This is a genomic window from Betaproteobacteria bacterium, assembly GCA_016720855.1.
Taxonomy (GTDB): Bacteria; Pseudomonadota; Gammaproteobacteria; order Burkholderiales; family Usitatibacteraceae; genus FEB-7.
This window is the reverse complement of sequence record JADKJU010000005.1, coordinates 343,960-366,325: the sequence shown is the minus strand read 5'-3', so window position 1 is coordinate 366,325 and position 22,366 is coordinate 343,960. Positions and strand designations below refer to the sequence as shown.

General features: G+C 65.1%; 22 protein-coding genes and 1 pseudogene. 14 read left to right on the top strand and 9 right to left on the bottom strand.

Translation table 11 applies throughout. The features are described from left to right. Window positions 1–19 precede the first annotated feature (19 nt). The 9 genes from IPP91_19545 (at window position 20) to IPP91_19505 (ending at window position 5,213) form a co-directional block, all read left to right on the top strand. Window positions 20–430, top strand: coding sequence for a hypothetical protein (locus IPP91_19545; GenBank protein MBL0144232.1), 411 nt, complete (start codon window positions 20–22; stop codon window positions 428–430). Window positions 431–488: 58 nt separating this feature from the next. Next, window positions 489–845, top strand: coding sequence for a hypothetical protein (locus IPP91_19540; GenBank protein ID MBL0144231.1), 357 nt, complete (start codon window positions 489–491; stop codon window positions 843–845). A 30-nt stretch (window positions 846–875) separates the two neighbouring features. Further along, window positions 876–1,277, top strand: coding sequence for a disulfide bond formation protein B (locus IPP91_19535; protein MBL0144230.1), 402 nt, complete (start codon window positions 876–878; stop codon window positions 1,275–1,277). Continuing rightward, entirely contained in the window at window positions 1,274–2,008 is a 735-nt protein-coding gene (locus IPP91_19530) for a thioredoxin domain-containing protein (GenBank protein ID MBL0144229.1), read from the top strand. Before IPP91_19535 ends, IPP91_19530 begins: the two co-directional genes overlap by 4 nt. Further along, entirely contained in the window at window positions 2,005–2,652 is a 648-nt protein-coding gene (locus tag IPP91_19525; GenBank protein MBL0144228.1) for an SCO family protein, read from the top strand. Before IPP91_19530 ends, IPP91_19525 begins: the two co-directional genes overlap by 4 nt. Window positions 2,653–3,005: 353 nt before the next feature. Beyond that, window positions 3,006–4,229, top strand: coding sequence for a L,D-transpeptidase family protein (locus IPP91_19520; protein ID MBL0144227.1), 1,224 nt, complete (start codon window positions 3,006–3,008; stop codon window positions 4,227–4,229). Continuing rightward, on the top strand, window positions 4,216–4,536 hold the full coding sequence (locus tag IPP91_19515) for a cytochrome c oxidase assembly protein (protein ID MBL0144226.1): 321 nt from the start codon (window positions 4,216–4,218) through the stop codon (window positions 4,534–4,536). The genes IPP91_19520 and IPP91_19515 overlap by 14 nt, the downstream gene beginning before the upstream one ends. A 2-nt stretch (window positions 4,537–4,538) precedes the next feature. Beyond that, window positions 4,539–4,766 carry a cytochrome c oxidase assembly protein gene (locus IPP91_19510; protein MBL0144225.1) on the top strand — a complete coding sequence of 76 codons (228 nt, stop codon included), beginning with the start codon at window positions 4,539–4,541 and terminating at the stop codon, window positions 4,764–4,766. Window positions 4,767–4,841: 75 nt separating this feature from the next. Continuing rightward, complete coding sequence (locus IPP91_19505) at window positions 4,842–5,213, top strand: hypothetical protein (protein MBL0144224.1); 372 nt, start codon at window positions 4,842–4,844, stop codon at window positions 5,211–5,213. Between the two features lie 820 nt (window positions 5,214–6,033). Here the strand turns inward: IPP91_19505 and IPP91_19500 are convergent. Continuing rightward, window positions 6,034–6,171, bottom strand: a pseudogene (locus tag IPP91_19500) (helix-turn-helix domain-containing protein). A gap of 1,052 nt (window positions 6,172–7,223) precedes the next feature. After that, window positions 7,224–7,409 carry a hypothetical protein gene (locus IPP91_19495; GenBank protein ID MBL0144223.1) on the bottom strand — a complete coding sequence of 62 codons (186 nt, stop codon included), beginning with the start codon at window positions 7,407–7,409 and terminating at the stop codon, window positions 7,224–7,226. A gap of 444 nt (window positions 7,410–7,853) precedes the next feature. On the opposite strand from IPP91_19495, the gene IPP91_19490 reads away from it, so the two are divergent. The 3 genes from IPP91_19490 (at window position 7,854) to IPP91_19480 (ending at window position 12,643) form a co-directional block, all read left to right on the top strand. Then, entirely contained in the window at window positions 7,854–8,699 is an 846-nt protein-coding gene (locus tag IPP91_19490) for a 23S rRNA (adenine(2030)-N(6))-methyltransferase RlmJ (GenBank protein ID MBL0144222.1), read from the top strand. Window positions 8,700–9,083: 384 nt separating this feature from the next. Further along, window positions 9,084–9,668: a hypothetical protein gene (locus IPP91_19485; GenBank protein MBL0144221.1), complete on the top strand. Its 585-nt coding sequence runs from the start codon at window positions 9,084–9,086 to the stop codon at window positions 9,666–9,668. A gap of 212 nt (window positions 9,669–9,880) precedes the next feature. Then, window positions 9,881–12,643 (top strand): hypothetical protein, encoded by a 2,763-nt coding sequence (locus tag IPP91_19480; protein ID MBL0144220.1) that lies wholly within the window; start codon window positions 9,881–9,883, stop codon window positions 12,641–12,643. A gap of 25 nt (window positions 12,644–12,668) precedes the next feature. Here the strand turns inward: IPP91_19480 and IPP91_19475 are convergent, their stop codons facing one another. The 3 genes from IPP91_19475 to IPP91_19465 form a co-directional block, all read right to left on the bottom strand. Continuing rightward, window positions 12,669–13,682, bottom strand: a complete 1,014-nt coding sequence (locus tag IPP91_19475) for a PrsW family intramembrane metalloprotease (protein ID MBL0144219.1) — start codon at window positions 13,680–13,682, stop codon at window positions 12,669–12,671. Window positions 13,683–13,701: 19 nt separating this feature from the next. Further along, window positions 13,702–16,677: a hypothetical protein gene (locus IPP91_19470; GenBank protein ID MBL0144218.1), complete on the bottom strand. Its 2,976-nt coding sequence runs from the start codon at window positions 16,675–16,677 to the stop codon at window positions 13,702–13,704. 113 nt (window positions 16,678–16,790) lie between these two features. Next, window positions 16,791–18,401: a hypothetical protein gene (locus tag IPP91_19465; GenBank protein ID MBL0144217.1), complete on the bottom strand. Its 1,611-nt coding sequence runs from the start codon at window positions 18,399–18,401 to the stop codon at window positions 16,791–16,793. A gap of 120 nt (window positions 18,402–18,521) precedes the next feature. On the opposite strand from IPP91_19465, the gene IPP91_19460 reads away from it, so the two are divergent. Next, window positions 18,522–18,794, top strand: a complete 273-nt coding sequence (locus tag IPP91_19460) for a hypothetical protein (GenBank protein MBL0144216.1) — start codon at window positions 18,522–18,524, stop codon at window positions 18,792–18,794. On the opposite strand, the gene IPP91_19455 is transcribed toward IPP91_19460, so the two are convergent. The 4 genes from IPP91_19455 to IPP91_19440 are packed head-to-tail and all read right to left on the bottom strand — an operon-like array spanning window position 18,772 to window position 21,377. Next, window positions 18,772–19,320, bottom strand: coding sequence for a sigma-70 family RNA polymerase sigma factor (locus tag IPP91_19455; GenBank protein ID MBL0144215.1), 549 nt, complete (start codon window positions 19,318–19,320; stop codon window positions 18,772–18,774). The two genes, IPP91_19460 and IPP91_19455, sit on opposite strands and share 23 nt — an antisense overlap. A gap of 37 nt (window positions 19,321–19,357) precedes the next feature. Continuing rightward, window positions 19,358–19,651 (bottom strand): STAS domain-containing protein, encoded by a 294-nt coding sequence (locus IPP91_19450; protein MBL0144214.1) that lies wholly within the window; start codon window positions 19,649–19,651, stop codon window positions 19,358–19,360. Next, on the bottom strand, window positions 19,651–20,112 hold the full coding sequence (locus IPP91_19445; GenBank protein ID MBL0144213.1) for an ATP-binding protein: 462 nt from the start codon (window positions 20,110–20,112) through the stop codon (window positions 19,651–19,653). Before IPP91_19445 ends, IPP91_19450 begins: the two co-directional genes overlap by 1 nt. After that, window positions 20,109–21,377, bottom strand: coding sequence for a SpoIIE family protein phosphatase (locus tag IPP91_19440; GenBank protein MBL0144212.1), 1,269 nt, complete (start codon window positions 21,375–21,377; stop codon window positions 20,109–20,111). The genes IPP91_19445 and IPP91_19440 overlap by 4 nt, the downstream gene beginning before the upstream one ends. Window positions 21,378–21,440: 63 nt before the next feature. On the opposite strand from IPP91_19440, the gene IPP91_19435 reads away from it, so the two are divergent. Beyond that, the gene (locus IPP91_19435) at window positions 21,441–22,361 is read left to right on the top strand and encodes a GGDEF domain-containing protein (protein ID MBL0144211.1); all 921 of its coding nucleotides are present in this window, start codon (window positions 21,441–21,443) and stop codon (window positions 22,359–22,361) included. Window positions 22,362–22,366: the final 5 nt, after the last annotated feature.

The following is a 22,366-nucleotide window of genomic DNA, read 5'->3' as shown; positions in this document are numbered from 1 at the left end:
ACCAACAATGGAGAAGTTCATGAAAGTTGTGTCATTCCTGGGTGCCGCCTCAGCTGTCCTCGTCATCACGTCGGCCATTGCCGCCGAGGAGCATCCCAAGTACGGCGGTCAGGTACGAGAAACGGTCAGCTTCGACCTTGAGCTAGTGGCAAAAGACAAGGAGCTCGTCCTCTATGTCACCAACCACAAGGGCAAGGCCATCGAAGGGCCGGACGTCGCGGGCTCCGCGACGGTCCTCTCCGGCAAAAGCAAGGAAACGGTGAAGTTGAGTGGTTCCGGGAAGGGTGTGCTCAAGGGAGTGGGCAACTTCACCATCACGGATGACACCAAGGTCGTTCTTTCGGTAACGGCAGGTGGCAAGACCGAGCAGGCAAGGTTCGCGCCTCGGCAGAAGGACAAGGCCGAGGACCACAAGGGACACAAGCACTGACTCGTTCGCCCGACTCCCGATTTGCGTACGAGCCAGACAGAGCATGGGAAAGCGGATCATGAAGACTCACGTTGGCGTTGCCGCTATTGTTGCAGCGGGAATCTTGACCGGCTGTGCCGGTGCGGGCTACGACCCATCCCATTCCTGGGATGAAGGGTGGCGCAAGGGAACGATCGTCGAAATGGGTGAAGGTGTCACCCTCGCGGAAAAGGTGGCGGAGAAGTGCAAGCAGCCTTCCTCGGCGACGTCTTCGACGACGCGATACGCCACCATCAAGTATCGCCGGGATCGGCGTAACGCCTGGCGTACCGTGCCCGTTTCAGAGGACTTCGCTTTGAAAGTAGGTGATCCGGTCTTCATCAATGCGAGTGACTGCAACGCGCCCATCGAACTTCGACGTCTGGACGGGCAATAGGTGACGGAACGCTCATCCGAGTCCGCCTGGATGCTCGTTTTCGGCTGCTGGGCGATCGCAAGCGCCTCGACGCTGGGAGCCCTGTTCTTCAGCGAGATCATGGAGCTGCCGCCCTGTGTTCTCTGCTGGTATCAGCGCATCTTCATGTTCCCCCTGGTGCTGATCCTGCCACTAGGACTCTTTCCCTATGACGCGAAGGTCATTCGTTACGCCTTGCCGCTCGCGTTGGTCGGTTGGGGAATCTCACTTTTCCAGGTGCTACTCGTAGCAGGCCTGATTCCGGAGGGGCTGAAGCCCTGCTCGCAAGGGGTGCCCTGCTCGGAAGTCCAGATCCAGTGGCTTGGGTTCGTGAACATTCCACTGCTGTCCTTCATCGCCTTTTCTGTCATGAACGCGCTGCTGATCGTGGCGCGCAAACGGAGCCTCACATGAGTAGAACGTCCAAGCGCAACCAACGGACATCGGCCAACCAGGAACCGCAGGCGCCTGAGGCGCCTCCGGTGAGTCGCTTCAACCGAATCGGTATCTTTGTTGGTGCGGTGGTCGCCCTATTGCTCGCCTTCGCGGGGGCGGCCCTGTTCTACAAGGGTGAGAAGGCACAGTCTGCGCAGACTACAGTCGCAAAGAATCAACCGGCGCTGGCGAGCGACCAGTCGCCGACGTTTGGCAATCCGGATGCCAAGGTGCACATCGTGGAGTTCTTCGATCCCGCATGCGAAACGTGTGCCACCTTCTTTCCGTACGTAAAGAAACTGATGATGGACAATCCGGACAAGATCCGACTGTCCGTTCGCCATGTCACCTTCCACAAGGGCTCGGAACATGCGGTAAAGGTGCTCGAGGCCGCCCGCAGTCAAGGCAAGTACCTGCCGACACTGGAGGCGCTCTACGCTTCGCAGGAGCAATGGGCCGTAAATCACGAAGTCCGTGCGGACCTGGTTTGGAACGCTCTTGGGAGAGTCGGACTTGATCTCGAGCGGCTGCGCAAAGACATCGGTGGGGCAGACATCGCCCAACGCATGGAGCGCGACATGGCCGATGCCCGCGCCCTGGGCGTCACCAAGACTCCGGAGTTCTTCATCAATGGACGTCCGCTCCCCAAATTCGGTCTCGAAGAGCTGCAATCATTGGTGAAGGAGGAACTGCGAGGTGCATATCCATGACGCCGCATACTCGTGCCAGTAGTTTTGCAGGAGCGCCTGCGCCGGTGGTGACTCGTCGCGCGCTACTCGGCTTGGTGCTGGCGACGTTCGTGACTGCGGGGTGCGACAAGTTTCTGCCCGGGTCTAAGACGCCCTTCAATGGTGTCGACATCACTGGCTCCAACCTCGGTCCCGACTTCCGGCTGACCGACCACAACGGCAAGGAACGCTCACTCGCGGACTTTCGCGGCAAGGTCGTAACGCTCTTCTTCGGTTATACCAATTGCCCGGACGTCTGCCCGACGACGCTCTCGGACATGGCGCAAGCGGTAAAGCTGCTAGGGCCGGACGGAGCGCGGGTGCAGGTGCTGTTCGTGACCGTGGACCCGAAGCGCGATACCCCGGAGCTCCTCCGCAACTACGTGCCCGCGTTCAACCCGGCTTTCCTGGGACTTTACGGCGACGCGGCGGCCCAGGCCAAGGTTACGCAGGATTTCAAGATCTACGCGGCCGAGCGCCCGGGGAAGACGCCGGAGTCGTACACCGTCGACCACTCGGCACAGTCGTTGGTCTTCGACACCAAGGGCCGGCTACGTCTCATGCTCCCGTACGGCACTGCAGGCGACAAGATTGCTTCGGACCTGCGAGTCCTCCTGAACTCGTGAGGCGTGGGTTTGAAAGCTTCCTCCACATCTTGTGATGCCATCAGCGCTTACCAAGAGGAGATCTGAGGTGGGATGGGTATTTCTGGAAGTATTGGCTGCTCTCCTGATTGCCGTGGGAATCGTCTGGTGGACACTGCCCAAAGCACCGAAAGCTGGTGTGGAAGGAGCGAAGGAGGAACGCGCCGACGATCCCGGTCAGAAAATGAGCGATGACACTGCGCCGAGGAAGGTACGTGACCAATGACAAATGACCTTGCCCTTGGGACAGACGCGATGTCGTGCTCTCGCGATCTAGCCGCAAACGTGCGCAGGAAATGCTGGCTTTAACGCCGCTTACGCTTCTTCGACGCGCCGTGTTGTTCGTCGCGCTCTCGTTGCCTGTAGCAACTGTGCACGGACGAGATGTGCGCGGCGAATCATCGCCGAACGACCCGGAACGCCAACTCCATCGGGCACTCGAACTCATGGAGGGTGGCCAGCTCGACGCCGCGATTCAGGAAGTGGACCAGCTTGTTTCGAGTTTTCCAAACTTCCGTATGGCGCACATGTTGCACGGCGACCTGTTGCTCGCGCGGGCAGGTCGCCCCACGCTTGCGGGTCCGACAGGTGCGGACCCGGACCCATTCGCGGAGTTACGTGCGGAGTTTCGCGCCCGGGATCGCAACCGCAGGGACCCGCCGCCCGCCGGATTCGTACCTCGCAACCTGATGCGGCTGACCTCCGGACAGCACGCTATCGTCATCGACGCAAGCCGGTCGCGCGTCTATCTCTACGAAGAACAGAGCAAGACGTTGCGCACGGTGCGCGACTACTACTCGGCCATTGGCAAGCTGGGAACGGCCAAGGAGCGAGAAGGTGACAAGAAGACGCCCATTGGCATCTACTTCGTCTCGTCCCACATTCCGGGGGCGCGATTGCCTGACTTGTACGGCTGGGGCGCCTTTCCCATCAGCTATCCCAACGAGTGGGATCGCCGGCTCGGGCGAACCGGAAGCGGAATCTGGCTTCACGGTGTACCGTCGGACAACTACGCGCGCAGTCCTCTCTCAACCGATGGTTGCGTAGCACTTGCCAACGGGGAAATCGCCGATCTTGCTCCGCGGGTCCAACCAGGCATTACTCCAGTCGTAATCGCCGAGCGCATCGAGTGGATTGCACCGGAAGCCCTTCGACAGGAAAGTGAGGATTTCCAACAGACATTGGAGCAATGGCGTCGTGACTGGGAAAGCCGCAATACAGAGAACTACCTGGACCACTACTCGCGCAACTTCCGCAGCGATGGCATGGATCTCGCCACATGGAAGGCGCGCAAACGGCGCGTGAACGCCGACAAGTCGTGGATCAAGGTGGAACTTGGATCACTCAGCATCTTGCGCGATTCTGGCACCGAGCCGCTCGTGGTCGTGACCTTCGAGCAGGACTATCGTTCGAGTAACCTCTCCACCCGACTGCGCAAGCGCCAGTACTGGATCGTGGAAGATGGCCGCTGGAAGATCGCCCACGAGGAAGGTGTCGGACGAAGCACGAACAGCCTTCCCGATTCCTTTCCCGACCGGAGGCGTTATGCCCGCCAATGAGCTGGAACGTCAGAACAAGCGGTTACTGGCGAAGCTCCTCGTGATCGTAGTCATGATGGGGGGCGTCAGTTACCTGATGGTTCCCATGTACCGCCAGATTTGCGAATCTCTTGGGATCACCCAGTCCCGCGTAGTATCCACCGCCAACACGCAAGTGGACATTTCGCGCACGGTCACCGTGGAATTCGTGGCCTCGAGGTCGAACCTGCCTTGGCGATTCGAGGCGCTGGAGCGCTCAGTCAGGCTGAATCCGGGCGCGCTGGCCACAGTGCGCTGTGAGGTCGAGAACACCTCGACAGGCCGGTAACCGTGAACGCGATCATGAACACGGCGCCTGCAGTTGCGGCACGGTGGATCGAGAAGCTGGAGTGCTTCTGCTTTACGAGCCAGACACTGGCGGCGGGCGAGAAGCGACTCATGCCGGTCGTTTTTCGGGTGAGTGCGAAGGCACCCAGGGATCTTGATACGGTGTCAGTTTCGTACACCTTGTTCGAGGCGCCTTCGCAAGCCAATGGCACAAGTGCCAGTCGACTGTAAGGGCCTCATGCAGCTACCAGGGAATGTTCGGTCCTCGTCCTCCGGCGTCACTCCGTGAGGAAGACATCGACCGTCATGCGCGAAATCCGCGAGCCTCGTCAAATCAAAGGTGAGCCGCGCCGGCGATGGTTCTATACCGCCACCTGCGAACTGGTGGTGTGGCTCGGTCGTGGCGATGTTGTCGTCGGATTCCAGTTCACCTACGACAAGGACACCGTCCCGCACGTGCTCACGTGGCAGCATCCGGACAAGTTCATGCACACTGGCGTCGACACCGGGGAAGTTCATCCGCTCAAGCCGAAGGCCTCGCCTATTCTGGTAGCGAATGGCCTCTTCGATTGCGTGAGAATCGGTGAAATATTCAAGGAGGCGTGTGGCATGGTGCCCTCGCGCTATGTAGATGAGGTCGCCAGACGGCTCACCGAGATTGCAGATTTGCGAGGGTGAGCATGAATCATCTCTCACCCTTGCGCATCGCTCGCTTCGGGTCGAACGCGGAAGAGCCGAGCATCGCGCGGACGCACTGGTGTCTGGCGGGCGCCGAAATCACAAGAGACCTACGAGAAAGCCCTTAAGTTTGTACTCCCTCTGGGGATTTTCGTGGCCCTTTGCCTGAAAACGTGTTCAAGCGGACCCGGCTGCTAGGCATATGTGCAGCGCTCAAGCTGCCGGACTGCCCCCGGGGACGGTGAGGGAACTCGGGCGGGATATGCCGGTCTTTGCCTTGGGCCGCAGGTAACAGGGCCGTGGCGGGTGTGAGGAGGGGGATCGCGCCTCTCCCCGGGGTCCGTCGCACATAAGGAGCCAATTGCACTCCGTGCGTCATGGCAAATCGACGGCATTGCGCTGGTAATTGAAAGACGAGGAGGGCCTTACTTGAGTGCCAAGAAAACTTGATCCAATCGGCAATCGCAGGCGTTATTGCATTGGGCGCTACGGTGGCGGTTGCGCACGACCCGGAAGCGGCAGACGGCCAGGAAAAGTGCTTCCGCGTAGCCAAGAAAGGACAAAACGATTGTGGAAACCTCGACTCACGCCTGCGCTGGGTTCGCGGCCGGACAACCTGCCCGACGAGTGGAAATTCGTCACCGAAAGGCACCTGCGAAAAATTGGGCGGGATGTGTCAAGGCTCCCAGGCAACATCGCAAGACCCAACGGCAAAGCCGAAGACTTTCGCGATGAAGCCGCTCGTCCACTCCCGGGAGTACCTGGACGTCGCGCATTGAGTGCTCGAGCTTCAGTTGCATCTGATGAAATGGCGGGCTATAGCCGGTTCCAGGACCGCGTTGCGCAGGTAGCGCTTCACAGTGTTGCGCGACAGCCCCGTCTCCCGCGCGATCCTGCTGATGCTCTCGCCCTTGACGAAGTGCCGCCGCCGGACCTTGCCGACCGTTTCTACCGTGATCACCCCAGGTTCTCTCCAGCGCCGCAAAAGCGCCGAGGTCAAGCACACCGGGTGTGGTCAGATGGCGCGCCGACCCGGGTTATTGAGCGAAGAGACTTTCGCGATGTTCGTATCCCATCCGGACATCACAATCGTGAACCTCTGGACTTCAGCCCGTTAGCGCTGTGGCATTTCCTCCTCCGCCAGTATCCTGATCTCCAAAAGTCTCTCGACCCTTGGAGACCGCACAGAACCCCGCGCCACGCGGGTTTTGTGTGCATCAAAGCCCGACCACGCTGAACTCTACACCACGCCTGGACACAGCCTGGCGGCTGGGAGGTTCCCTGCACAAACGCAATCGAGCGCGAGCGTGAGCATGAACAGTCCGAGCCCCTGATCAGCAATCCCGTCCTTCCCATCAAGTCCGGCATCCCGCGATCGAGCACGGTGCCTGGGGTGCTTCGGTCGTAGAAGTCTGCATTTCCGACGCGACCGGATAGCGCCCACGACGCGGCGGGCGACTCTTCGTTGCTGCCGCACGCCGTCGGCCTCGAGACTGGATGCCGGTGCTGTAGTACCGCTTGATCCGACCGAGTATTCATAGCGGACGAAGGGCCAGAAGAACGTGATAGCGACGGCTCGGCTGATCGCATTGCTTATGTTGGGGTCGGTGCGCACTTCCGACAGCACATCGCTTGGAGGATCGGGCGTTCCCGCGACCACGCGCATTGCCGGAACGTGCTTGCTCGTCCAGGATGTAGGCCACTCCCGCTCGTGATCCCCAGGTGATGGCCACCGGAAGAGCGTCGAGAGCAGGTTTGCCTTCACGCGTAGGGATTCCGGAATCACACCGGGCAGGAAACGTTTCGCAGGAAGGCCAGGGCGACCAACTGCGACCAACAGGCAGATGAGGACGGTCGGCGGTCCACGGAGGTTCCGGCTCCTGATCACCCTTTGAGTTCGCTCCAGCGGCAAAGCTTCCGCCACCGTTCGTCACCGGCGCCGTAGTGCGACACCGAGCCAAAGCAGCGCTTCGTCCACCGGGTCCAGCACGCGCGATATCCAGGGAACCTTCACTCCCAGCGCTTCGGTTTCTCGTCGACCGCAAGGCGCACTTCGCCATCCACGATCGAGGCCGACAGCACCTTGCCTGAGGAGTCGAGCGACAACTCCTGCCGCCTGGCCGGGGTATGTGCTGCCGCCTCGATGGCCTCGGGGTCGGGGGCCCGAGGATGGACTTGTCGGCAAGCTGAGTTCATCGACACCCCTGCTGTGGAGGACGTGGATGGGTGCAATACACCCGAAACACGGCGAAGGTCGAAGTTCAGCGGGGAGACCTGCGCCCGACGGACGGATGTCCTGGTGACGGCTTCCCGCAGTCGCTGGACTTCGTAATGCAACGCGATCCGGATAGCAGGAAATCTGCGGGCTGGGGCGGACCCGGTCGACCGGACTGCTGGATCTCCGATTGGTACGCTCCTGGCCTGGCTCAAGGTGCTGGCCTTTGTCGGCACCAACATTCAGAACGCCAGAATTGCGGCGCCAGGACTGGAGACACTGAGTCCAGGCGCGAGATTGCGCTCGTCGTCCCCATGGGCTCGTCGCCGGTCGCGCGTACTCGCCGTTACAATGCATCGCATGGCCGTGCGCCCCGTGGTCATGCGCCGCGCTGGCGTTCCCCGCCGAACCCGGATATCCCCCAGATGCTGAGCTATCGCCACGGCTTTCATGCCGGCAACCACGCCGATGTCCTGAAGCACGTCGCATTGCTAGCGCTATTGCGTATTCTCACTCGCAAGGACAAGCCGCTCGTCGTGCTCGACACCCACGCTGGCGCCGGCATGTATTCGCTCGAGCATGGCTTCGCGGTGAGGAACGCAGAATTCCGCGACGGCATCGGCGCGCTCTGGGAGCGCAACGATCTGCCGGCGCCGGTGGCCGATTATCTCGACCAGGTCCGCGCCGTGAACGCGGACGGCGTGCTGCGGCAATATCCCGGGTCACCCCGGATTGCACTGGGGGTGCTACGGCCTCAGGATCGCCTGCGACTGTTCGAGTTGCACAGCACCGAGGGGAAGATTCTCGCCGGGCAGTTTGCGCAGGACGGTCGTCGCGTGGCGGTGACCGTCGGGGACGGGTTCGCCGGCCTGAAGGCGGTGCTGCCGCCCCAGTCACGTCGCGGACTCGCATTGATCGATCCATCGTACGAGCTCGCGTCCGACTACCGGGCAGTCGTGGACGCGCTGCGCGACGGAATGCAGAGGTTCGCAACCGGCACTTACGCGGTGTGGTATCCGCTTCTTCAACGTCGCGAAGCCATCCAGCTGCCCGACAAGCTCCGGCAGGCGGTGGGCGTGGACTGGGTGGACGTCGCGCTGCAGGTGAAAGCGCCCTCGCCCGCAGGGCTGGGTCTCCACGGAAGCGGCCTGTTCATCGTCAATCCGCCGTGGACGTTTTCCGAACAGATGCGTGGCATCATGCCTTGGCTCACGCATGCGCTCGCGCAGGATGCGACCGCAAGTTTCCGGCTCGATGCACGCGAGACGTAGGGGCCGGCGAAAGTGCGTAATCGATCAGCAGCACTTCGCTGCCCGCCGTGCCCGTCCGGAATGCAGTACGTGCCCGCACTGAAGTGTTGCCGTGCACGTCTGAATCCCAACCGGGTATCATGCGCTGGCGCCCGGTGGATTCGCCCGGGATTGCGCCCCTCTCGCGGACACGCGACGACCCGCACCGGCCTCGATACATGACCCCCTCCCACGGAACAAGCGGCCGCCTGCCTTGCGCAACCTGGCTGGAGTGATCATCGCCGGTGCTATTTGCCGGCTTTCCTTGCCGCGAGCGCGGCACCGGAGGCCGATCCGTTCCCCAGGCGGCAGCCACGGGCTCTGGCCAGCGCGCCCGGAGGTCTTCGTGAGCTTCCTGACCGGGACGTGGAACGGCGCGCCGGACAAGCAGGGCCCGGCCGATGTGACGCCGACCACCTTCGCCAGGCGCGGATCTGGGCGGAACGCGCCGGCGAGTCCTGGATCTCTGCGGAGTTCGTCCATCCGGAGGACGAGGCCCGGCCCTTTCGCCAGCGGATTTACCGGATCGGCGAAGGTGCGGGCCTGATCACCGCCATCGTCTATCGCCTGCCCGGAGATTCCATCCGCTACGCCGGCGAGTGGCGCAAGCCCCGGCCCTTCGAGGCCCTTTCTCCTGCCGACCTGACGGAGCGCAAGGGGTGCCGGATCGAGATCCCGCCGGGAATGCCGATCGCGTTTGCCGGAAGCACGCCGGGGCGTGAATGCGCGCCGGAATCGCCCGGTGCAGCCTACGAGGAAGATCGACTTCCTCCCCCCCGGCCACCTGGAAGTTCTGGGAGCGGGGATTCGACGCCACGGGCGCCCAGGTCACGGCTCCACGGTGGGGCCGCTCAACTTTCTCAGGGCTTCGGAGAGTGCCAGGTAAAGGGCGCGATGCGCCGGACTGTTCCGGTGGGAATGCGGGTTGGGTCTGCGTATGATCGCAATTGAATTCGTCGGGCGGTGGCCGGCAGCCGTGCCGGTCCGCCTACTGCCATTCCAGGAATGAAACGGGAGTCCCCATGTAACGTTCAGGCGCACGGTTAGTACGGTTTCTGCTTGCACTGGCGTCGTTCGCGACGCTGCCCGCCTTCGCGGCGGACTGGGCCCCTTCGGCGGCCGCCCCTTACTCCCCGAAGGCAACACGGGTCGAGGAGTTCCGGATGGCGCCGGGCGCGAAATCGGCGCTCCGAATCGAGCTGGGTGAAGCGGACGCCGACGAAATCCTCTCGGTCCGGAAGGCGAATGCCGAGGCGTTCACCAAGCGTCTCCAGATCGGCGTGGGCAGGACGGTCGAAGGGCAGGACGACGCGCGCAGCAGCGCCCTGCGGTGGGAAAGCGTGCCGGGCGGAATGGCTGCGCAGTGGGAAGTTTCCGCACTCGGCGCGCATGCCCTTCGGGTCGGGCTCGCAGCGGGTCGTCTGCCGTCCTCGACGGAAATTCGCTTTGCGGGCAGTGGCGACATCGGCACCGTTTACGGTCCCTTCGCGGCGACGGATGTCCTCCAGGCCCAGTCCGTGTACTGGAGCCCGGTGCTCGAGGGCGAACGCGCCATCGTCGAGGTGTTCGTCTCGTCGGCGGATTCGCCGAACGACGTATCGGCCTCGATTTCCGCGGTGTCGCACCTGTTCGCGAGCCCCACGGAACGGAACATCGATGCGCTGGCGAAGGCGTCGGAATTCTGCGAGGTCGATCTCATCTGCCGATCCGCCAGCGACCCGGCCCTCGCCACCATCGGCAAGGCGGTGGCGAGGATGACGTTCACCGATGGGAGGACCTTCCTGTGCACGGGGACGCTCCTCAATTCGGCGGGCGGCGCCTTCGTTCCCTACTTACCCGCGGCCCACTGCTTCACCACGCAGTCCGTGGCCAGCACGCTGACCACGCACTGGTTCTATGACCGGACGGTCTGCGGTTCGGGCAGCGAGGGACCGAACTACGTCCAGGTGACCGGCGGGGCGACGCTGCTCTATGCCAATGCGACCTCGGACGCGCTTTTCGTCCGGCTGAACAACACGCCGCCCCCGGCAGCGATCTTCGCGGGTTGGAACGCGGCCACGATCACGGTCGGCGTTGCAGCGACGGGCCGTGCATCACCCGGCGGGCGACTTCAAGAAGGTGAGCCTTGGAACCGTCGGCGGGTTCGGACAATGGCCCGGGTCCCGCCGAACGACCATATCCTCGTGCAATGGAATTCAACGGCGACCGGTGTCACGGAAGGCGGAAGCAGCGGGTCCGGCATCTTCACGCTGGCGGGCTCCGATTTCCAGTTGCGAGGGGGGTTGCACGGCGGGTCGTCGAAGTGCACAGCCCCGGAGTCGGAACGGAATGACCTGTATTCCCGATTCGACCAGGTCTATCCCTTCATCTCGCAGTACCTCAACGCGACGACGTCGTGCAGCTACTCGCTTTCGTCCACCGGCACGTCGGTCGGCGCGGGCGCGACATCGGGATCGTTCTCCGTCACGACGTCGGCGGGCTGCACGGAGCGCCTCGTCGGGCGCCAGCTGGATCACCACCAGCAGCAGCGGCAGCGGCAGCGGCACGGTGACCCTATTCCGGTCGGCGCGAACACCGGGGCCGCGCGGGCTGGCACGATCTCCGTGGGCGGGCAGACCTTCACCGTCTCGCAGCAGGCGGGGTCGGGCGGCTCGTCCACCAGCGTCATCTCCAACGGCGGCTTCGAGAGCGGTGCGGCGTCATGGACGCAATCGAGCGCGAGCGCGCAGCCGCTCATCTATGGGGATGGAGCTCACTCGTACACGGGCAGCGGCTACGCCTGGCTGGGCGGCTACCCCTCCGGGACGGACAACCTCTACCAGAACGTGACGATCCCGGCGGACGCCTCGCAGGCGACGCTCCAGTACTGGTACCGCATCGCGACGGAGGAGACGGTGCCCGGTGCCTGGGACACGCTGGTGGTCGGGATCCAGAACCCGACCACCGGAGTCACGCTCGCGACGGTGGCGAGTTATTCCAACCAGAACGCGAGCTCGGGCTGGATCCAGAGCGCGGCTTTCGACCTCACGGCCTACCGGGGACAGACGGTGAGACTTCTGTTCCAGGCGAAGACCGACGCGACGTTCAACACCAATTTCTTTGTGGATGACATCACCTTCACCGTGGTGACGTCGGGCACGCCTTCGACGGCCAACTACACGGCCCTGTGGTGGAACCCGGCCGAATCGGGGTGGGGCGTCAACCTGAACCACCAGGGCAACATCGTCTTCGCCACGCTCTTCACCTACGACTCCGGCGGAGCGCCGATGTGGCTCGTCATGTCGGGAGGCCAGATGCAGTCCGACGGCGTCACCTTCGCGGGCGCTCTTTACCTCACGACGGGCCCGGCGTTCAACGCGGTGCCCTTCACGCCCATCACCGGGGCGAACCTCACGACGGTGGGCACGATGACGGTGTCGTTCTCGGGGACGAACTCCGCGACCCTTACTTACAGCTACAACGGCACGACGGTCACGAAGTCCATCCAGCGGCAGGTATACGGATCGCGGGCCGCCACCTGCACGCCCACGACCGCCAGCCGCGCTTCCCTCACGAACTACCAGGACCTCTGGTGGAACGCGCTCGAATCCGGATGGGGCGTGAACGTGACGCACCAGGACAACACGCTCTTCGCCACGCTCTTCACGTACGACCCGACCGGGCACAACCTGTGGCTCGTCATGTCGGGGGGCGTGCGCCAGTCGGATGGCTCGTATCTCGGGGATCTCTATCGGACCTCGGGGCCACCGTTCAACGCGAACCCGTTCACGCCGATCACGGGCGCGAACCTGTCCACCGTGGGCACGATGCGCTTCCGGTTCAGCGACGGGAACAACGGCACGCTCACCTACACCTACAAAGGCGTCACGGTCACCAAGTCGATCACGCGGCAGGTGTTCTCGAGCCCGGTTCCCGCCTGCAGTTAGGGACAGCCGGGCGGGGACGCCCGGCTCACTTCCCGAGCATGTAGAGCTGCCACAGGTCCTTGTGGCTCATGTGCAGCATCGGCTGGATGGCGAGGAGCCCCGTCCGGCCGATGCTTCTTTCCAGGTAGCGCATCTCCGCGAACTTCTCGTGCGTAGCCTCGTCCACGGGGACGTCGAAACCGTTCTCGCGCATCATCAGGATGCCCTTGGCGCGCAGCGCCAGCTCGGTGTAGAGCCGCAGGTAGCACAGCAGGTCGGCCACCACCGGCCCGTGAAACCTGTCCTTGAGCGTGTGCAGGTAATGCCCGACCGGTGAATCGGAGAGGCGGCCGGAGTTGATGAGCCCGAGCATCTCCGTGTCGGCATCGAACCCCTGGCCCAGCCAGCGCCCCACGGCCTTCTCGCTGTGCAGGAACACGGCGTGCAGGAGCGGCGGCAGGACCACGATGATGCCCAGCGTGGCGATCTGCGGGGACTGCAGCAGGTGATTGAATGCCGAGTGCAGAACGACCGCGACCGCGAATCCCGGGAAGAACGCGGAGTAGCCCGCCTCGCGCGACCGTTCCAGCAGCGCGAGCCCCATCACCGAGAAGATCGCCGTGGCTCCCCCGTGCATGAGAGCGGTGCCGAAGCCGCGCACGACCCAGGTGCCCATGCCCGCCTCCGGAAACGCCTGCAGGTAGGAAAGGTTCTCCACGGTTGCGAAGCCGGCGCCCGTGGCAAAGCCGAAGATCGCCGCATCCACCAGGAATCCCACGCGATGGCTGCGCACCAGGGCGACGACGACCAGTGCCTTGAGGAACTCCTCGGTCAGCGGCGAGACATAGCGCGTGAAGGGCCGGAAGCCGATGCCGGTCAGGTCGAGGAGGCGATCGCTCAGGAAATAGCTCGCCATGGCAACGAGCGCGCCGCCGGCGACCACCGCGACCACGGCGCGCAGCTTCACCAGCTTGTAGCTGTCGAGGACGAGCAGCGCGGCGAGGAAGCTCAGGACCGGCAGCAGGCCCACCAGCGCGGGCATCAGGGCTTCGCGATGCATGTCGGTTCGCGTGCCGGCCTCACATGATCTTGAGGGAGACCATCCACTCGTCGCCGGCGCGGCGCCCCTCGCGGTAGCCCACGGCGTAGCCGGCGGAGAGGGTCATGTCGTACCAGTGCAGGATGCTGAACCGCAGGTCGACCTGGGCGCCCGTGCTCGCGTAGTCCTTGCGCCAGGTCGAACTGGTCGGGTCGGTCCAGAGGCCGCTCACGAAGACGGCCGGCCGCAGCCAGGCGAGGTGGAAGCTCGGCGTGCCGAGGGTCTCGAAGACGACGGGGGGCAGGTTCCATTCGACGAGGGTGCGCGCGAAGCTCTTTCCCCCCACCTCGTTGATGCCGAACCCCGGCAGCGCGTAGTACTCGCGGTAGCGCTTCACCTCGCCGCTGTCCACGTAGTTGTTGCCGAAGCCGCCGAAGTAGAAGTTGGCGAGCGTATCGTCGCGGTTGCCGCGGGAGGCGCCGGCCACGGTGCGCAGCCAGATCGAGGAATGGTCGATGGGCAGCGCGAACCCGAAGTCGAGCCGCCCGCGCAGCTGCGGGACGGTCTCGGTGCTCACGTGGTTGGTGCTGAGCACGGCGTCCCAGAGGAAGCCCTTCTCCTCGTCCACCGCGCCCAGGGAACGGCGCGTGTGGGTGAAGTAGAGGCCCACCTGGGCCGTGAGCAGCTTGTCGAACGTCGTCTCGACGTTCTGGTAGTTCGGCAGGGCGTCGATCTTGTCGTAGTAGGCGACCTCGGCCTTGGCGTCGAACTTGCGCGGGCCGTCGAAGATGATCGAGTGGTCGTAGCCCAGGATGGCGGCGTAGCCCTTGCGGCTGCGGATCGTGGGCCCGAAGAGGTCGTAGAAATCCGACCGGTTGTAGGAAAGCGCCGCGTTCCAGCCGAGGTACTTGTATTTCGCCTCGATGTGGGCGCGTTCGTTCGAGGGCAGGCCCGTGTCCGGCGTATAGGCCGCGGTGATGCCGATGCTTGCGATCCGCAGGGCGTCCTCGATGTTGAGGTGATAGCCGATGCCGGCGGAGTTCTTGTAGCCCTGCAGCACCGGGTATCCGCTTTGCAGGTCGAGGTTTCGCAGCGGGGCGTAGACGCCCGTGCCGGTGACGAGCTTCTCGTAGTCGACGTTGGAAGGCGGCGGCACCTGCCAGGTCTTGACCACGGGGTGCCTGGCCGCCACCTCGGCGCCCAGGAAGCTGATGGCGCTCACGTCCTTCAGCGGCTTCGGTTCGATGACCGTGGGAACGAATCCCTGGCCCGTGTAGTTGAACACCACGAGCTTGCCGTCGGCGAGCGTCGCCGGGCGGAAGAATCCCGTGGCCGCATTGGATACCGCCTCGACTTCGCCGGTCGCCACTTCGTAGCGGAAGATGTTGGAGGCGCCCGTGTAGTAGCTGCTGCCGTACAGGAAGCGTCCGTCGCGCGAGAAGACGAACCCTTCCGGCACCGATTGCCCGAAGCTGTACTGGCTCAGGGGCTTCAGGTCCCCGGCGCGCACCTTGTCGAGTTGCCACACGCGCAGGAACTGGTCGCCGTTCACCTCGGCCACGGAACCCGAGAGCAGCCGCCCGTCGGGCGAGATGTCGAGGTCATAGGGGACGACGCCGTAGGGGAAGGTGTGGATCTGGCTCCACTCCGTGTACGGGGGCGGGATCCGCACCAGCGTGGCCAGCCCGTTCTGGTGGCGCACCCCGAGCAGCGACCGGTCCACCGGATTGAAGACGATCTCGCCGATGCGCGCGTCCTCGAGGAGCATCTTCTCGTCGCCCGTCTTCACGTCCACCGCCATCAGGTCGCGAAGGTTGTAGTTATCGGCGGTGTAAAAGATCGTCCCGGCAGGGTCGTACGCGAGCGAGGTCACGCGGTAGAGCATTGCGCCCTTGATGTCGGTAAGCCGCCGGATCGAGCCGTCGCGTGTGTTGAGGACGCCGACGTGCTCCACCACGCCGGGGTAGCGGAACGCGCCATAGAGGTTGCCGGTCGCCTCGTCGTAGAAGGCGCGCGAGGTCGAGCCGACCGCCTTCGCGACCAGGTCCCGTTGCGGCGTGAGCGGGTATTTCGCCACCGCCTCGAGGTTCTTCCTCTGGAACTCGCGCTCGAAGGCAATCCAGTCCTGCCACGCCTGCTCGATCGGCAGGCCGAAGACCTGCTGGAAATGGTCCGAGTAGTAGCGCTTGCTGTCCTCGTCGCGCCGCAACCACTTCACGACCTTCTCCGGCGAATAGGCGTAGGCGAGGTAGGTGAAGAAGCGCGTCCCGTAGAGGTAGGCGTTCACGCCCACCTGGAAGTCCACGCGGGTGCCGCGCGAGACGAGCCCCAGCGCGTCGTAGAAGGGCGCGTTGTCGCGCACCATGGCGCGGAACACCATCTCGTCGTAGCCGCCCTGCGCGCGCCCCAGTCCCCCGCCCATCCACGTTTCCATGAAGACGGCGCTTCCCTCGAGGTACCAGCGCGGCACGGTGAAGCGCGGCACCGTGAGGTAGCTGTAGAGCATCGTCTCGGGATTTTCCCCGTTGGGATAGACCTTGCCGAGGAAGAACCGCCGCCACGACCGGTCTTCGGCGGAGGACATGTCCATCGTCGAGACATGCACCAGCTCGTGGTTCATGAGCGAGTACATTCGCTCGCTGGCCGGGTAGGTCTCGAACGCGAGCGACAGCGGGGCGATGTCGAAGGTGAGGGCGTTGCGCGGCGCGGCGCCGGCGGAGGCGTTGCCGTAGTCGGAGAAGTCCTTGAGGAGGACGGTGGTCGGCTGCGTGGGGTTCCAGCCGAGTACGCGGCGCTGCCAGGACATCGAGTTGGCGAAGGTGCGCACCGCGTGCGGCACGAGATACGCGAGGGCCGGATCGATGTAGATGAGCCGCATGTCCGGTATATCGACGTAGGACAGGCCCAGCGGGCTGTCCACCTCGGCCTGCTCGATCGGTTCCGGCTGGGGAACCGACTCGGCCTGCGCCGCCGGCACAAGGGCAATCAGCAACGGAAAGAACAGTCGGGCACGCATGCAGTCGCCTCAAGGCTGGCATGGACCGACGAAGCATAGGGACCATTGACCCAAAAGGAAACCGCCGGCCCTGGGGGCCGGCGGTTTCGGGAACAGCAGGGAAGCCGGATTGCCTACTTCTTGGCAGCAGCCTCGCCCTTCTTGGCCGCCTCGGCCACGTTCGACTGGGCGAGCGCCTTGGCGAACCCGGGGTTGGCGGCGAGCGCCTGGAAGCCCGATTCCCTGGCCAGCGCGGAAAACGCCTGCGGATTGCGCGCCAGCACCTGGAGCGCCTGCGCGTTGTTCGCCAGCGCGGCAAAGGCCTGCGGGTTGCGGGCCATGGCGGCGAAAGCCTCGGGTTGGCGGGCGAGGACCTGGAGAGCCTGCGCGTTCTGGCCCAGGGCCTGGAAGGCCTGCGCGTTCTGGCCGAGCGCGGCAAAGGCCTGCGGGTAGCGCGCCATCGCGGTGAAGGCCTCGGGCTGGCGGGCCAGTGACGCGAGAGCCTGGGGCTGGCGGGCCAGCGCCGCGAACGCATCGACGTTCCTCGCCATCGCGGCGAAGGCTTCCGGCTGGCGTGCCATCGCGGCGAAGGCTTCGGGCTGGCGAGCCAGGGCCGAGAACGCTTCGGCGTTTCTCGCCATCGCGGAGAAGGCTTCGGGTTGCCGCGCCAGGGAGGCCAGGGCCTGCGGATTGCGGGCAAGGGCCTGGAAGGCTTCGGCGTTGCGCGCCATCGCCTGGAAGGCCTGCGGCTGCCGGGCCATCGTGGAGAACGCTTCCGGCTGCGCTGCCAGGGCCTGGAAGGCCTGGGCGCTGCGCGCCATCGCGGCAAAGGCCTGCGCATCCGCGGCAATCGCGTTCATGTCGGCCTTGTTGGCCGCCATCGCCTGGAAGGCCTGGGCTGCCTGGGCCATGGCTGCGATCGACTGGGGATTGCGGGCGGCCGCGGCGAAGCCCTGGGCATCATTCGCGAAGGCGGCGAATGCGGCGGGGTTCCTGGCCATGACGGCGAATGCCTCGGGGTATCGGGCCATCGCGGTGAACGCCTGCGGGTGATTCGCCATCGCGGAGAAGGCTTCGGGCTGGCGGGCCATGACGGCGAAGGCTTCGGGCTGGCGCGCCATCGCGGCAAAGGCCTGCGGCTGCTGCGCCATGGCCGCGAACGCCTCCGCATTGTTCGCCAGGGCCTGCAGGGCGGCGGGATTGGTCGCCAAGGCGGCAAACGCCTCGGGCTGGCGCGCGAGGGCCTGGAAGGCTTCCGGCTGGCGAGCCATGGCGGCGAACGCCTGCGGGTTCCTCGCCATCGCGGCGAAGGCCTCGGGCTGGCGCGCCATCGAGGCGAACGCATCGGCGTTTCTCGCCATCGCCGCGAACGCTTCGGGCTGGCTCGCCATCGCGGCGAAGGCCTCGGGATTGCGCGCCATGGCCGCGAGGGCCTCGGGCTGGCGCGCAAGGGCCTGGAAGCTGGCGTCGAGGACGAGCGCGCGGAAATCCTGGTCCTTCAGGATCTTCTCGTAGATATCCGTCTGCATGAGCTGGGTGATCGCCTGGTCGCCGAGCTTCACGTCCTCGGCCTGGATCTGCTGCGCGCGGTAGCGCTGCGCCGGCGCGATCGTGCCGGTGAGGTTCTCCCCGGAATTCGGGAAGTCGAAGGCGTAATGCCCGACCACGGCGATGACGGCAGCGGCCACGCCCGTGACGATCCAGACCTTGCCTTTGCCGGTGGAACGCGTTTCTTGCTGGCTCATTGTCGACTCCCCAAAATGTTGACCCCGCCCGGAATTCCGATGGGCCCTGGCTGAATGCCCCGGCCTGATGCCCCGGGATCCGTTGGAACCTTCACCACTTACACGTGAAGGCGAAAAAAGTTGGCGCCAGCCCCTGGCCCTCGGGGGGCGAAGGGCGACCCGTTCCATGACGACCGACTCGAATCCATCGGGCGGCTGCACCCGCGGCACGCCGCCCAGGTCGCGGAACAGGCGCGTGAGTTCCTCGAAGCGGGCGCGGGCGGTGGGGTCGGCGGCGAGCAGACCGTCGAGATCGCGGGCTTCCTCGGCGGTGGCCTCGCCGTCGAGTACCGCGTGCATGAGTTGATCGATTCGATTCTGGTCCATGGTCTCAGTGGTCCTGCAGGTCCTTGAGCATCCCCTTCAACCGGCTCCTCGCCTCGAAAAGGCGCGACTTGACCGTCCGTTCGTCCAGCTCGAGGATGACGCCGATCTCCCGATAGCTGCACTCGGAAAAGTGCCGCAGCGTGATCACCACCCGGTCGTCCGCCTTGAGCCGCATCAACGCTCCCTGCACGCGCCGCGAAAGCTGCGCCTCGTTCAGTTGCCATTCCGGGTTGGCGCTCTCGGCCCCCGGAAGTTCCACTTCCTCGTCGAGCGGATCCTCCCGCTTGTTGCGGCGCAGCAGGTTCAGCGACTCGTTGACCGCGATCCGGTACAGCCAGCTGAAGAACTTGTACTGCGGGTCGTAATCGTCCAGCTTCTCCGCCACCTTGAGGAACACGGCCTGGGCGGTGTCGGCCGCGTCGTCGGCATTGCCGAGCACACGGTAGGCGGCGTTGTAGATTGGCCGCTGGTAACGCGCCACCAGCGCCCCGAATGCCGCCCGGTCGCCGTTACGGCAACCTTCCACCAGTGTCTGGTCGGGGTCCTTGTCCACAATTACACGGGAGCGTCCGGAAAGTTGGCTCGGGGGGCTAGGGCGCGGGCTCGATCTCGAAGATCTGGTCGAAACCGGAGTACTGGAAGATGTCCTGGAGGTGCCGGTTCACGCCGGCCAGGCGCAGCTTGCCCGCGGAGGCGATGAGCCGCTTCTGGGTCTTCAGGAGCACGCCGAGGCCGGCGCTCGAGATGTATTCGAGGCCGCTGCAGTCCAGCGTGACCTTGCCCTGGACCTTGTCGAGGAACGACTGGGCCGCCGGGCACTGCGCGGCGTCCAGCCGCCCGGTGATGACGACCATCCCCTGCGCGCCATATTCGATTGCCAGCATCACGCTTCCCCTGTCGTTGGAGCACTGCCCGGCGCCGGCTTTCCCGCCAGTGTTTTCCGGAAAGTGATCCGGCTTTCGCGCGTTTCCTTCCGGTATTCGTAGCCCCACGAATCCACCAGCCGCCGGATGAGGTGCAACCCCAGGCCCCCGGGCCTTCTCTGCTCGATGGGCAGGTCGATGTTCGCGTCGGGCGCCTGCGTGACATCGAAGGGCTCGACGCCGAAATCGGTCAGCGTCACCTCGATGCCGCCTTCCACTTTCGCCATTTCGATCCTCACCTCGGTGCCCGGATCGGCCGCCGCGCCGTATTTCACCATGTTCGTGAACAACTCTTCCACCACCAGGTCCACGGAGGGCAGGAGCCGCGGGTCCACCCCCTGGCGGGCGAAGTAGCCGGAGGTGAACTCGAAGATCCTGCCGATGGAGTCGAAGCTGCGCCCGAAACTGCGGACGGCGTTCATGCCCGGGCCTCGCGCTTGACCAGCACCACGGTCATGTCGTCGTCCTGCGGGGCATCGCGGGCGAAGCCCTGCACCGAGTCGAGCAGGATGCCCGAAAGTTCCGCCGTGGACTTGCCATGATGGGCGCGGACGATCTCCCGGACACGCTCCTCGCCGAACTCCTCGTTCACCGCATCGTGGTACTCGTAGATGCCGTCGGAGAGCAGCACCAGGATATCGCCGGGCTGCATCTCGAGCGACACCGCGGGCCGAAGCGCAGCAAGCGGCATCGCCGCCAGCGGAAAACTGGTGGGCTTGTAGCGCGTGCAATCCCCGGTGGCCGCATGGAAGTGCAGGATCGGCCCCTGCCCGCCGCTGTGAAAGCGGATCCGGTGGGCGGACACGTCCAGCAAGCCGATGAAGGCGGTGATGAAGCGGTCGTCCGGCAGCGTGTCGGCGAGCTGGTTGTTCACCTGCGTGAACGCCGTTTCCAGGTCGGCCCCCAGCCGGAACGCCATGCGCAGCATCGCCTGCATCTGCGTGACGGACAGCGCCGGGCCCATGCCGTGGCCGGTGGCGTCGCCCAGGACGGCGAGCAGTCCCTGGTCAATGATCGCGAGGTCGAAGGTGTCGCCGCCGGTGAGCCCTGCGGGCTGGCACATGCCGAACACGTCGTAGCCGGGCACCAACGGCATGCGCGAGGGCAGGGTGCTCATCTGCACGATGCGGGCCATCTCCAGCTCCTGGCGCATCTTCTCGCCCTCGATGAGGGCCGCGGTCATGCGCACCCGCTGCAGCGCCACGGCGCACTGGGCCGCCAGCGCCGTGGCGAGCACCTCGTCATCCGCGTCGAAGACGCCATCGGCCTTGTTGAGCACCTGCATCACGCCCACGAGGACATCCTTGTGGTCCACCAGCGGCAGCGTCAGCATGCAGCGCGTTCGGTAGCCCGAGCGCCTGTCCACGTCCGGGTTGAAACGGTGGTCGGCGTAGCAGTCCGGAACATTGATGATCTGCCGGTCGCGCGCGCAGGCGCCCACGATGCCCGTGCCGGCGGGAACGCGCAGCGGCTCGATGCCGGTGGCTACCTCGAGGATGAGCTCGTCGGTGGCCGGGTCGTACAGCCACACCGAGCCGCCGTCCGCCTGCAGGACCTGCTTGGCGGCGCTCACCACCTCGGCGAGCATGGTGAGCAGGTCGAACGGGGCCGCCAGCTTGCTGGTGACCGCGAGGATCGCTTCCATGTCCCGTGCGGAAAGGCCGCGCTGGTGGGGCCGTGCGCTCATGCGGCAGAATGTAACAGAGCCACCCGGGGCATGCCGGGGATTCCTCCCGAAGGGACGCAGGCCATGGACGAACAGACCGCACAGGCAGTCCTCGCCCTGCTCTCGGGGCTGGATTCCGTATCCGCCGCGAGAATCTCGCGCGAGGGGCGACTCGTCGGCGCCCGGGGGTTCCTCGCCGAGATCCTTCCCCACGCCGATGCCTCCCGTTGCTTTTGCGTTCCGCCCTGGGCGCAGTTGCAGGAAGGTACGGGCGGTGATGACAGGGCCCCGCTTTACCAGGGTTCGCTCACGCTCGCGGGCGAGCGCGGCGTCGAGCATGTGCTGAAAGGCTCCCTGTGGCGCGACGGGACGGGCGTGCTGCTGGTCGCCGAGCGTCCCGGGGACGACATCGAGCACCTGAGCAAGGCCACGGTCCGGCTGTCCAACGAACTCGCCGCCGCCCGCCGGGAACTGAGCGACGCGAGGGGCGATCTCACCGACCGCGATGAAAAGGTGCGCGTGATGTCCTTCGTGGACGGCATCACCGGGCTGGGCAACCAGCGCGCATTCAACCAGGCGCTCGCCTCGGAAGTCCTGCGCGCCGAACGCTACGGCGACCCGCTGTGCCTCGTGCTGGCGTCGATCGACGCACTGGAGGGGGTCGCCGGGCATTTCGGCGACGACCGTGCCGACGACGTGTTGCGGTGTTTCGCGCGCGTGGTGTGCAACGAGACGCGCAAGACCGACCAGGCGTGCCGCATCGGCGCGAACCGCTTCATGCTGCTGCTCACGCATACGCCGCCGCAGCGGGCCGCCGCCGTGACCGAGCGGATTCGCGTGGCCTTCGCGGCAGCCTCGCCGGGCATGGTCGCGACGACGGTGACGGCGAGCTTCGGGCACGCGGACTGGAAGGCGGGCGACGATGTCGCCTCGCTCACCGAGCGCGTGGAAAAGGCATTGGTCGCCGCCCGCGCGGCAGGCGGCGATCGCGTGGAGGCGGCCTGACGGGT